The organism is Methylobacterium sp. E-046, assembly GCF_022829625.1.
Lineage (GTDB): Bacteria > Pseudomonadota > Alphaproteobacteria > Rhizobiales > Beijerinckiaceae > Methylobacterium > Methylobacterium longum.
The window spans coordinates 1-11,474 of record NZ_JAKSYP010000120.1; the positions used below are offsets into that span (position 1 = coordinate 1).

Consider the following 11,474-nt stretch of genomic DNA (forward strand, 5'->3'; position numbering starts at 1 on the left):
GGGGGGCGCGGCTCAGGAAGGCAAGCTAAGCTTTTTTTCTGGAACAGATAGCGATTATGACGATTTATGAAGGGTTCTAGGTAAACTCATCATAAGCCTTCATACACATGGATCCCGTTCGAAACCCTTACGTACCCGGTGCTGGCACTCCGCCTGCCGAGTTGGCCGGCCGCGACGATCTGCTGAAAGGCGCCGATACGGTTTTAAAACGCGCGGCCTTGGGCCGTTCGATACAAAGCCCCATCCTCGTTGGGCTGCGTGGCGTTGGGAAGACCGTTTTGCTGGTAAAAATCCGCGAGCTAGCTCAAGCGGAGAAATTTCGGACCGCTTCAATTGAAGCGACGGAGGCAAAAAATCTCCCAGAATTGTTAGTCCCTGATCTGCGCCGCATTCTTTTGTCTTTAAGCTTGTCTGAAAAGGGAAGAGAGCAAGCTCGAAAAGGACTTCGCGTTCTAAAAAGCTTTCTGGGTGTTTTTAAACTAAGTTACGGCGACATAGAACTTGGTATCGAAGCTGAGGCTGGCGTCGCAGACACAGGACAGCTTTCATCAGATTTGACCGATCTCATAATTGCCGTTGGTGAAGCGGCAAAGGCGGCTGGAACCGCAGTAGCAATATTAATTGATGAACTTCAATACCTATCTGAGATAGAATTTTCCGCTCTTATTACGTCCATACATAAAGTCAATCAATATCAATTACCAGTTGTTCTTATTGGTGCGGGATTGCCACAAATACTTGCCTTGGCCGGCGAGTCAAAATCTTATTCTGAGAGGCTGTTCACATATCCGACCGTTGGTCCTCTCGAAGTAGGTGATGCAATCTCTGCGATAGTTAACCCGGCTCGAGATGAAGGTGTTTCATATACCGATGAAGCAATTGAAGAACTAATGCTCGTTACTGAAAGGTATCCGTACTTTTTACAGCAATGGGGCCATGAGGCTTGGAATTTGTCGGAGCAGGATATTATTGATCGCAACGTCATAGTTTCTGCAACAGCTATGGCGATTAAGAAACTCGATGAAAGTTTCTTTAGGCATAGGTTTGATCGATGCAATGCTTCTGAGAAACGATACATGCGCGCCCTGGCAGAACTCGGCCCCGGCCACCACAAATCTGGAAGTATTGCTGAACAGCTCGGCTTAAGAGTGACCAGCGTTGGTCCTACTAGATCTAAGCTCATTACTAAAGGAATGATTTATTCGCACCAGCATGGCGATACAGCGTTCACAGTTCCACTGTTTGACTCTTATATGCGCCGTGTGATGCCTGATTTCAAACCAAAGTGGACTTCCCTTTGACGAAGGTATAGCTCCATCGCAATCTCAATTTGCGCTCGGAGCGTAGGCCACCTCGACATTGTCATCCTCAAGGCTATCCTCCCGCCATGCGCACAGCCCTCGCCGCCCTCGCTCTCGTCGTCGCTGTCGGTGGCGCCCGTGCCGCCGATCAGTGCGAAGGGGTCATCAAGCTCCAAGGCTTTTTCAGTCGCGCGCAGTTTCAATGCGGCTTGACCAGCAATCATCACCGGACCGTGCCGCGGGTCGAAGAATGTGCCGCTCGAATAAATGAGCGGAAAATGGAACAGATACTTACGGCTGGCATGAAGATGTACGATGCGCAGGAAGCAAAGCGTGGTCGTGCCGCAACATGCACGGAACTGTCTAATTCTTTTCCTGACATTATGGGTCGCTAGTCCGCCCTTCGCATTTGCGCACCGCTGCGCTGGACGACATCCTGGAACAGATTACCGCTGGCGGTGGTCGCCACCCGTGTCTCGGGCCCCGGTTTCAGCACATTCACGACCACACTGCCGTTGTTCTCGACCTTGGGCATGGCGACCACGCCAGCACGTGCGGCAGTAGCAGCAACCCGTGCGCCGCTCGAACGTAGACCGGCCGCGTCCGCCTGCTGCGCCTCGAACGTCTTCCGAGCGGCTTCGCGAGCCGCCCAGCCGGCTCCATCGGCTTTGCCAGTTCGCATCGCGTTGGCCTGATCCATCGTCACGCCTGGCGCGCCCGTCATGCTGTTTGGCCGGAGGACGCTGGGGGCGCCATTCGGCAGCAATCCGGTGCCGCCGTCCGCGCGCTCGGCCCTTGCGCCTCCGCCTTCTGGAACGTAACCGGAGTCGCCCCAACTCGGATTGGCGGCGCGCTTCCCGTGGAAGCCCTGCCAGTTTGGGAACGGGCTGTACCGCGGATCTTTGTTGAACTTCTTGCGGAGATACTGCGCAACCCAACGAACCTGCGCCGGGATCGTCCGCGGGTCGCTGAGGTCGAGGCCCGTTTCCTTCTCGAACTCCGCTCCAGTGCCGCGTCCGCGATAGCGGTTCAGTTGGAACGGCCCCCACGAATCCTCCGGGCGACCGGGCGTGCCGGGATTGTGATCGTATGCCCCTCGGGGATTGCCACGGTTGTGCCGCTTACCGCTCTCACCAGCCCGGATGCCCTGCATCCATCCGGAGTCGATCCCGGCATTGGCCGACTCCCTCTCGATCAGCGCCGTGAGGTTGCCGGCGTCGCTACCGGAAGGTGAGCCGCCGAACCGCGGTATGTCCGGCCGCGGTCCTATGGGCCCCATGCGCGGCCGCACCCCGAGTGGGTTGAAGCGGCCGGCACCGACTGCGCCACCAGAACCGGCGCCACCAAACCGACCGTCGATTCCGCCGCGCCCGCCGAACCAAGCCGCATCCGGGTTGCCGTAGTTTCCTGCCCCAGCCTGCCGGCGCGCCTCGCGCTGCGCCGGATCCTCCGGCGGCAGCCGCCTGCCACGGCGGTCGAAGCTGCTTCCGCTACCGAAAGCCGCCGTCTGCACGGTCGCATCCCCGAACAGCCCGCCCAGGCTGTCCGCGGACATTTTCGAGACCGTCGCACCGCCGCGGCTGGCCTTCATTTCGTCCGTGAGCGCGTCCACGCTCTTGCGGAGCTTCTCCGACGCCTCGAAGTCCTTCTGACGCTGTTCGGGTGTGCGGCCCTGGAGCCGGGAGAGCTCGGCCTGGGCCGCGTCCAGCTTCTGCTGGGCTGCCTCGGGCGTGTCGAGCAGACCCATGCGCTGCTGCGTGCGGCCGATCAGGTGGCCGGATGCATCCCTGGCCACGTCGCGCAGCTTGGTCAGCCGGTCGACGTTCTCGCGAGCGCCGATCTCGTCGTCGCCGAGGCGCGGCGCTAGCTTGCGCGCGAGCGGGCCGGAAGCGCCGTCGAGGCCGCGCACCGCGCCGACATAGTCGCCCTCGCGGATTGCGTGCACCGCTTCTGCGATCTCGTGGAACGCTCGGGCCATCGAGCCTGCTAATGCCGTCCCGGCCTGCAGGCCTTTGACTGCGTCGTCACCGAACTGCTTGAAGTTGATCTGGCCAAGCTCCGTCTTCACGGCCTGCAGGCCTTCTCGGAGCGACTTGGTTATGTCGGCCCGCTCGCCTGACACCAGGGTATCCATCCAGGTGGTGAACTCGGTGGCGGGTCCCAGCAACTCACGGGCGATCGTCAAGCCGAAGCGCTGCATCGAGCTCTTGAGGCTACTCACCGATCGATCGAACTTCTCGGCATCGATGATGTCCTCCGGCTTGAACTCGCCGAGCTTCTCCCGGGCCTTCTTGAACAGGTCCACGACTTTGCCGAGGTGCCCATCAGCGATGCGCCCGAGGTCCTGGTTGCCGAAGAACTGCTGGGCGAAGATGCCCCGCTCCACCGGGTTGCGGATGGTCTCCATGAAGGCGAGCGCCTTCTTGAGCTTCTCGCCCTCATCAGTGGTGTGTTGCAGGTCGGTCGCAAAATCCTGGAACGCCTTGCGCCCGGCCGCGTCCCGGCCCTGCTGCATCACCCATCGGAACGCCTCGCCGGTCCCGATCGAGAACGTCCGCATCTGCGCGGCGAAGTTCTTGGTGGCCGACGCGACCGCATCCTGCTCGATCCCGAACCGGCCGGCCACGCTCCCGAACTCTTGCAGGGTTTTAGCCGCAACACCGGTTTCGCGGCTGAGCTGGCCGAGGCTCGCCATGCTACCGGTCAGCCGGTTGAGGGCATTCGAGATGCCGGCCACGGCAGCGCCGGCGCTCAGCCCCGTGACGCCAAGGGCGGCGAAGGCCGGGTTCACGACGCTCGACGCCGTCCGAGCGGTCGACTGCATCGCCCCCTCGACCGACTTGAAACCCTTGGCGAGTGCGTCGCTGTGGTTATTCCCGGCGCGAGCGGTGTCGAGCAGCTGAGACCGCAGGGCTTTCAGGGGGCCGGTGAACTTGTCCCGGACCTCAGCTTCCATGCGCAGAGGATCATCGGCCATCAGGCGCTCCTGAAGTGTGCTATGCTGCCCTGATCGACGAACCGATGGAGGTTCCGATGGACGGCAAGCAGGCGGTCGAGTTCGCGATCCTGATGCTCGTGATCGTCTCGATAGGCTGGAGCCTCAGGCCCCGCGGGATGCGAGCGCGGGCGGCAAGCGACGGCTCCACCTACAGCTACGTCAGCGCCGACACGACGGGCGGTCCCGACTTCAGCTCCAGCCACCACGGCTGCTCCCATCATGGCAGCGACAGCGGGAGCTGCAGCAGCGATGGCGGGGGCGGTGGTGACGGTGGCGGTGGCGACTAGGACCATCACAGCCGCGTAGCCCGGTTATTGATGCCATCGCCGTGATGCCAGCCATCTTCGGCGAGCTGTGGCAGCCGCACAGTCTCGCGGAGCGCCGGCCGGGTATGGCCACCGGCGGCGTAGGCAGTGACCGGCACGGTTCGCCGGAAGGTCCGCCACTCGCGGGTGCGGGTGCGGTCGAGCGAGCCATCCGGCTTGTAGGGATGCGGGTTCGACGTCGGGTTGCCGGCCTCGTCTGCGTAGGCCTCCCAGCTCTCGACGCGCTCGGCCGGATCGGCTGTCGGCCGCCGCGCATCCCGGCCCGACACGATGGCAGGGCCGGGAATGCCGGCCTCTCGCGCCAGGCGCTCGGCCTCGGTCCAGTCCGTGAGGAAGCCGGCGATTGTCGCGGCCGGGGCACTGTACTCAGCGGCGGCGCGATCAATCACAGCCGCCACCGCTGCCTCAGCGGTCGCGCGCTGCGTCGCCCGCTCCGCCGCCGCCTCGCTCGCTTCGGCGGTCCGCAGCTCGACGGTCAGATCCTCATGCCGCTGCTCTGCCCGGGCAATGACGCGCCCAAGCCGGGCGATCTCCGTCTCATGCCGCTCGTGCGCGGCGTCGTCGCCGGTCCGCAGAATGTCCCGGGTGCGCCCGTTTAGGCTGGCGATTTGCGTAGCGGCAGATTGGGCCTCGGACGCGGCCGCCGCGACGTCGTGACGGATGCGCTCGGCAGTCCGGGTCTCAAAGGTGGGACCCGGCTTCTCGGCCGGTCGACGGGGAACCATGCGGGCGACGGGGCTGCTCAAGGCGTGAACTCCTGGCGAGATTTAGGGGCGCGGCCGTCCCGACCTTGACCGCGGTAGCGTTCGGGGCGCGGAGGTCGGGTTCCCGGTGTTCGACGGGCCGCGGGCGTCGTCATCACGAGCCCCGAAGGTCAGCGGCGGCCGGAGCGTTCGCGCGCGGCCTGGCGGTTGGCGAAGTAGGCATCGACCTGCTCGGCGGTCGCTTCCGTCACCGGCGAGCCGCCGCGCATGCGATCCACGGAGGCGGGCGGCAGGTTAGCGAAGGCGCCGTGACCCGGCACCGCCAGGACCGGCGCGGCAGCCTTCCCGGCAGCTGTCCCGCGCTTGGTGGCGAAGTAGCTATCGGCGAAGGCGAGGCCTTCATCGGCGGAGGCACCAGCACGGCGCCGCGACGCAAACAGGTGCGGATGCGAGTTCGGCGTCGGCACAACGCCGTCGACCTTCGTTGAGAGCTTGCGCGGCGCGATGGCGTTCATGGCGTTCCTCGAAACAGGAGATGAGGCCGCGTCAACGCCATGACGGGGACCGTCGGCGCGGCCTCTCTCACCGGACGCGACTGTCCCTCGCGGCTGGGAGCGGGATGAAGGGTGATGCAGTTCACGGCTTCGCCAGCCCGTGCAGGATGGTGGTCCGGCGAAGCTCCGGGATGCCGGGATGCGGCACGCCCGCCACCGCTAGCTCGCGCTGCACGGCGGTGCGCACGAAGTCGGCCAGGGTGATCCCCTTCCGAACCGCGACCTTCGCCGCGGCGGCGTGCATCTCACGCGGCACGGCCGCGCTCAGGCGTTCGTTGAAGTAGGACGTGCTCATGCGGGATAGCTTCGGGCCTACTTTCCGGCCCGTCACCTTGCCGCATCCAGAAAATCACCTTGCCGCATCTGGACTGCGGTTGGCCTCGACGAGGCTGAGCGGCGCGGTCCAGCGGTTGGACAAATCGCGTGTGCCGATGCGCTTGAGCCTCTTCCGCGCGGCATCTTCCGTGAGCCCCCAGATGCCGGCGGCCTCTTTAGAGCCGACCTGGCGGTTGGTGTCTGGAACAGACCCAAGGGCCGTCAGCAGCGCAGCCTCCGCTTGCCGCACGGCGGCGAGCGCCTGTTCGAGGGCGACACGCCCCGTGGAGGTAGGCGCTTCAGCCATCGGCCTTTGGTAGCGGCGGCGGGCGGAGGGCGGCGCGGGCCCGCTTGAGCCGGCGCCGCAAGTCCTGCTCAGCCCGCAATCGTTCAGCCTGAACTTGCCTCATTTCTTCGTTCATTTCTTGCTCTCCTGCTTTGCCTTGTGCTTAGCCTGCTTGTCGAAGGCTACCAGAATGGCATCGAATTTGTCTGGGTCGGACAACTCTTCAAGCGCTTCGATGATTTCACCTTCGACCCTTATTGTCTGCTTCGGGTCTAATGCATCGCTGAGCTTGCCACGGATACCCATGAAGCGCTGACGGATCACGCCGTATTCGCGAGAAACTTGGGCTGTAACTGCGGCAATTTCGACCAGGTGCCCTCTTGTCTCTTCGTTCTTCATCTCGGTTTGTTCGGCGAGTGCGCGGTCCTTGCGTGCGCGCTCCTGGGCCGGGTCGAGGTCGCCCGGTTGCGAAGGCTCGGGTTGGAGATCCCGTAGGTATCGGATGTAAGCGACGCGACAGACGTCGCTGTCCATCTGTCCGCGCGCCGCCTTGGGCAAAACGTTCATGCCCTGCAATTCACGCACACGGCGTTCGCTTAGATCCAAGTGAACAGCGATTTCGGCAATGGTCGACATGGCGGCGGAACCCCCTATGGAAATTTGATCGCTGGTGAGGGATCGGAACTCGCGCGTTACCTCCGATGGGCACCCCAGCAGGAAGGACCCACGAGGTTTCGATCGGCTGGGATCGCGCTCGGGTCCTACTCTCGGCCACTCCTGAGGCTTGACCGGCGAGGCCACTCTGCCTTGTCCACAGCCCTGTCGAATTGACGGATACTATGAAGCAGTCATTCGCCCTATTAGCTGGCGATAGTCTGATTTCGGGGTGTGCACTGAGGCCGCCGTGATTGAGAATGATCCCGACACGTGCAGGGAATTCTACGTAGAACCGAACGGAAAGCGTTGGCTGCTCGCGCGCGATCCGAAGACCGGTCGACCCTACGTCCTGCACCACCTGGGGGACGACAGGCTGAAGGTCCAACTGGATCTCGGGTCGTTCCTCGTCCTGTTCGAGGGGCAGGAACGGGAGGCTCTGTTTAGGCTCATCGCGTCTCTGCTTCCGTGCGGCGATGGAGCGGATCAGGATGGCGCCAATGTCGTTCGGTCGCCTCGATTCATGTCGCGACGCATGCCTCGCCGGAAGGATTGAAAGGCGTGCGCTCAAAGGGTTGCGCTTCCGAAGAACGCGAACCGTGCTATCGACGGCCTCATCCCCGCATCTGCTTCCGAGCTGTTCGAGGGCTGATCCGTGAAGCTCATCCTCGGTCACAAGGGCGATTGGATCGTCGATCCCCGCGAACTGGCTGCTCGCCTTGATGTGCGCGTCAGAGATCTGAAGCGAATGGAGCGGCGCGGACAGGTCGACGCCAGACTCGCGACAGGCGATGGCGACGAGGCAGGCTTGTCGCGAGTGACCATCCGCCTGCCCGACAGAGGATGGTCGGGCACCTTTGATCGAAGCGGCACACTCCTCAGTGAGGATGCGTGGTGATGCCACAGATCTCAGGACCGCGCTCCGCTGAAGCGTGCTACGCAAGTCGAGCAGTTGCGTCATTCGTTGCCCATACAGGAGGCTCCGATGTCGTTCTTCCGCTGGATGTTTTCTAAAATGCTCGAGCTTCTCATCGGTAACGCGCAAGAGCGCCGGTCCAATTTGATTGCTGCGGAGAAAGAGGCCGGAACTTACCAAGCATCTCCTCTTATGAAGGGCAGCAATTTCGATGCAGACTACAACGCTGCAATCCGAATGCTGCGGGAACGACTCGATCGAAGATTTCCGGATAATCACTACGCCAAACACAGAGTTGGACAGAGCCCTCACGTCGATCATGGGGAAGAGCGAGCACGCGCAGTCGACACCATGTCGACCGCGGTAGCCATGGCATTGAGAGACGGAGCTACCGTGAAGCAGGCAGCCGAAGCGGGCGCGGCCAGCGTTGGCATCTAGGCGGCCGCCGCTGGCTTGCCGGATGTCTGCCTCTACCACGGGGGGTGTAAGATCGGTAAGATTGTAAGATTGGAGAGGGCTGCTCATTCGGCATCTCCCTCTCCGTACCGGTCTCCCGATCTTACATTCTTACCGATCTTACAGGGGTTATGGACCCCTGAGAGGTAGTAGGATCCACGTCCGGCCTTCTCGATTTCACCTGCTTTCATCATCCGATAGAGTGTGACATCGAGGGCATTCCTGCTCTCCAGACCAGCCGCGAGCATGATGTCTTTAGGCGACATCGGTTCTGACGACTGGCGCAAGGCGTCGAGGATCAGGTTGCGCTCATCACTGCGCCGAACGTCGGCGGCCGCGCCCAGCATGGTCCACGCGCCGCTGGTTCGATCGAAGGTCAGCGCGCTCTCGATCTCCTCGATGTCACGCCCGCGCCCGTAGAGCGTGGTGCCCTGACTGTCCCTTGCCAACACCAGGGTCGTATCGGCGGTGCCGGTCAGGCCCGTCGAGCCTGAGAGGCAGTCGAACGGATCCTCGGCCTCTGCCTTGCGGGTGTGGTGGATCACCACGATGGCGATGCCGAACTCTGCGGCCAGCCCCTGCAGGCCTTCCAGCGAGCGCACGTCGTAGTCGTAGATTCCCTCGTTGCCCTTCATCGCAGGGCGAACCTTGTTGAGCACGTCCACGATGACGAGGCGCGGATCCGGCCGACTCTCGATCCAGGCGCGGATATCGTCGAGCCCGCCGTCGTCGAGGCGGCGGCAATTCAGATCGTAGTGCAATCTTTCCGGCAATCTTACAGGGATATTACAGGCGGTCGTCGGCAGGAGTTGGCCGAGCCGCTTCTGCAGGCGGCGCTTGTTGTCCTCTAGCGCGAGGTACAGGACGTCGCCTTGCTCGACCTCGATAGTGCCAAGGGCGTAGCCGCCCATGGCGACTGCGATAGCGGTACCGAGCAGGAACCACGACTTGCCCAGTTTGGGCTTACCACCGAACAGGGTGAGCCCTTCCGCGAAGATGCCCGGGACGATGTAGCGGATCGGCGGCAGCACCTCATCCATCAGCTCGGCAGCTGTCGCAGATCCGAAGCGAGGCGGCGGGACCTTCACCGGTAGCGGTGCGAGCCGCTCGATCGTGTAGGCAGTATCAGCCATGGGCCACCGCCTTCAGCGCGTCGTTGATGTCGTCGCCCTCGGCCGTCGCCTTCACGAGGAACACCTCGCGTCCTGCCCGGCGCCAGCGATCGGCACAGAGCTCTGAGGCGCCTCGGCCTGCCGGATCGTCGTCGACCGCGATCCAGAGACACTCGATCCCGGACAGCACCGGGAAGCTGGTGATTCCGCCCGCGTTCAGGACCGACCACACGGGGGTGTCCCCAAATTCGGGGAGACCCTGCAGGGAGAGCGTCGTCTCGATGCCCTCGCCGATGCCCAGGCAGGTGGTGACATCCTCATTCGCCGTCAGCTTCACCGCCCCGTTGCGAATGCTGGCAAGGGCGAGCCGGCCCTTGCCGTTGACCTCGACCTTCTGGCCTTTGAGGTTGAGAGCTGTGCGGTGGATCGCCTGCGGGGCGTTGGTGACGATGTTCCGGACCAGGGCGACCATTGCCGGGGTCCGCTCACCCGCGAAGGGGCAGGACGGAAGGAAGCGGATCACGTCTCCACCAGCGGCCGGCACTGCGAGGCCTCGGCTCGCGAGGTACATCTCGACAGGCGAGCCAGAGGGTTGTTGGCCCTCATCCCACAAAGCCAATGCACCGGCTTGGCGGCTTGGATCGACCGCCCGCAGTTTCGACCCAACTTGAGCCGGAACGGGGTGTGCTGATTTTTGAGCATACCCCCGTGAAGCAAAGGTACGGTCGAGCCCTAGCCGCTGGCGCACGTAGTCCTTGGCGTCGAGGTCGTTGTCGCCGGCATGAGACCGGACGATGAAGCCATCAGGTGCGGCCGTGCTGAATAAGACGGAGAGGCTGCGGTCGCGGGAGCTGTGGTCGGGGCCGGGGCAAAGGATGCTCCGACCTGAGACCTCGCCCCCGAGCATGCGCGCTGCGGAGCGAAGATCTATCATGCGCGGCCTCCCTGCTCTGTGCCGGAGAACAGCGCCTCACCGCGGTTGAGGAACCCGCTCGCAACCGCTTCCAAGCACTGATCGAGAAAGGGGTGCTCCTTGATGCCAAATGCATCGAAGGATTCAATGATGTGCCCTTGCAGCCCGTTCAGAGTGGAGAGGATCGCGGTGTTGATCTCCGCATCCGTGAACGACGCACCGGCTACGCGGACGAACAAGGTCTCGGCGGCATCGACGCCGAGCGCGGCCATTGTCTCGATGCCGATCGCCAGGGTTTCGTCGCCGTAGCTGGCGACCGCGAGACGCTCGTCAGTCTCGTCCATGATGCGGCGGAGGGTCTCGGCGCTCATGCCTAAGCCCTCCAGTCATCGACGATGGGGAAGGCTAGGCCTGCAATCACCGCGGCGAGAGCCGGGCTGAAATCGTATCGGGCGCGGAGGCGCGCGGTCTGGATTTCGAGGGGACTGAGTGCTACTTCGGATGGGTCTCTCTGGCGAGCGACACTATCCGAGGGACGCATGCGCTGGCCGGCGCGGCGTCCCTCAACTGTTTGATGGGCCATGGTGCTAAGCGGCCTCCTGCATCAGTGACGCCACGTAGGCGCGCAGGCTCTCGTCGGGCACGAAGCTCGCCCTTCCCTGATGGACCAGCTTCAGCTTCCCCTCGTTCACCAACGCGTGGAACTTGGTGTTGCTGATACTGAGGGCGTGCTGAGCATCTTTGCGACGATGCAAAAGCTTCCCCGCTGGCGCGCGCAGGTCTCCTGCCGCACCCTGAATGTGATTAGGCGTGGAATAAGGACCCCGTTTTCGGGGTGATCGGCGTCCAAACGGGACCCCCAGGACAAGTCATCCACACTGCCTTCCGGCTCGAACGGGAGGCTTGCGCGGGATGTTGGTCGTGGAGACGGTCGCAAAG

Annotated in this window: 14 protein-coding genes; 4 read left to right on the forward strand and 10 right to left on the reverse strand. The window is 63.0% G+C overall.

Annotation, left to right across the window (positions count from 1 at the left end; translation table 11 throughout):
• The first annotated feature begins 107 nt into the window (after positions 1-107).
• A complete protein-coding gene (locus MKK82_RS11050) occupies positions 108-1,301 on the forward strand; it encodes an AAA family ATPase (protein WP_243985646.1) in 1,194 nt (397 codons plus the stop codon).
• A gap of 391 nt (positions 1,302-1,692) precedes the next feature.
• Here the strand turns inward: MKK82_RS11050 and MKK82_RS11055 are convergent, their stop codons facing one another.
• Positions 1,693-4,278 carry a hypothetical protein gene (locus MKK82_RS11055; RefSeq protein ID WP_243985648.1) on the reverse strand — a complete coding sequence of 862 codons (2,586 nt, stop codon included), beginning with the start codon at positions 4,276-4,278 and terminating at the stop codon, positions 1,693-1,695.
• Positions 4,279-4,334: 56 nt separating this feature from the next.
• On the opposite strand from MKK82_RS11055, the gene MKK82_RS11060 reads away from it, so the two are divergent.
• Complete coding sequence (locus MKK82_RS11060; protein ID WP_243985650.1) at positions 4,335-4,586, forward strand: hypothetical protein; 252 nt, start codon at positions 4,335-4,337, stop codon at positions 4,584-4,586.
• Between the two features lie 5 nt (positions 4,587-4,591).
• On the opposite strand, the gene MKK82_RS11065 is transcribed toward MKK82_RS11060, so the two are convergent.
• The 5 genes from MKK82_RS11065 to MKK82_RS11085 all read right to left on the reverse strand — a co-directional run bounded on the left by MKK82_RS11065 (position 4,592) and on the right by MKK82_RS11085 (position 7,120).
• The gene (locus MKK82_RS11065; protein WP_243985652.1) at positions 4,592-5,371 is read right to left on the reverse strand and encodes a hypothetical protein; all 780 of its coding nucleotides are present in this window, start codon (positions 5,369-5,371) and stop codon (positions 4,592-4,594) included.
• Between the two features lie 128 nt (positions 5,372-5,499).
• The gene (locus tag MKK82_RS11070) at positions 5,500-5,844 is read right to left on the reverse strand and encodes a hypothetical protein (RefSeq protein ID WP_243985653.1); all 345 of its coding nucleotides are present in this window, start codon (positions 5,842-5,844) and stop codon (positions 5,500-5,502) included.
• Positions 5,845-5,965: 121 nt separating this feature from the next.
• On the reverse strand, positions 5,966-6,178 hold the full coding sequence (locus MKK82_RS11075) for a hypothetical protein (protein ID WP_243985661.1): 213 nt from the start codon (positions 6,176-6,178) through the stop codon (positions 5,966-5,968).
• A gap of 54 nt (positions 6,179-6,232) precedes the next feature.
• Complete coding sequence (locus tag MKK82_RS11080; RefSeq protein ID WP_243985663.1) at positions 6,233-6,505, reverse strand: hypothetical protein; 273 nt, start codon at positions 6,503-6,505, stop codon at positions 6,233-6,235.
• 111 nt (positions 6,506-6,616) lie between these two features.
• Entirely contained in the window at positions 6,617-7,120 is a 504-nt protein-coding gene (locus MKK82_RS11085) for a hypothetical protein (RefSeq protein ID WP_243985664.1), read from the reverse strand.
• 673 nt (positions 7,121-7,793) lie between these two features.
• Here MKK82_RS11085 and MKK82_RS11090 point away from each other — a divergent pair.
• Positions 7,794-8,036 (forward strand): DUF6522 family protein, encoded by a 243-nt coding sequence (locus tag MKK82_RS11090; protein ID WP_243985665.1) that lies wholly within the window; start codon positions 7,794-7,796, stop codon positions 8,034-8,036.
• Positions 8,037-8,123: 87 nt separating this feature from the next.
• On the forward strand, positions 8,124-8,492 hold the full coding sequence (locus tag MKK82_RS11095; protein ID WP_243985666.1) for a hypothetical protein: 369 nt from the start codon (positions 8,124-8,126) through the stop codon (positions 8,490-8,492).
• An 83-nt stretch (positions 8,493-8,575) separates the two neighbouring features.
• Here MKK82_RS11095 and MKK82_RS11100 read toward each other — a convergent pair whose 3' ends face one another.
• The 4 genes from MKK82_RS11100 to MKK82_RS11115 form a co-directional block, all read right to left on the reverse strand.
• Positions 8,576-9,643, reverse strand: coding sequence for an AAA family ATPase (locus MKK82_RS11100; protein ID WP_243985667.1), 1,068 nt, complete (start codon positions 9,641-9,643; stop codon positions 8,576-8,578).
• Positions 9,636-10,529, reverse strand: coding sequence for a toprim domain-containing protein (locus MKK82_RS11105; protein ID WP_243985668.1), 894 nt, complete (start codon positions 10,527-10,529; stop codon positions 9,636-9,638). The genes MKK82_RS11100 and MKK82_RS11105 overlap by 8 nt, the downstream gene beginning before the upstream one ends.
• Before the next feature lie 23 nt (positions 10,530-10,552).
• Positions 10,553-10,906 carry a hypothetical protein gene (locus tag MKK82_RS11110; protein WP_243985669.1) on the reverse strand — a complete coding sequence of 118 codons (354 nt, stop codon included), beginning with the start codon at positions 10,904-10,906 and terminating at the stop codon, positions 10,553-10,555.
• Positions 10,907-11,122: 216 nt separating this feature from the next.
• Positions 11,123-11,290 (reverse strand): DNA-binding protein, encoded by a 168-nt coding sequence (locus MKK82_RS11115; protein ID WP_243985671.1) that lies wholly within the window; start codon positions 11,288-11,290, stop codon positions 11,123-11,125.
• Positions 11,291-11,474 lie beyond the last annotated feature (184 nt).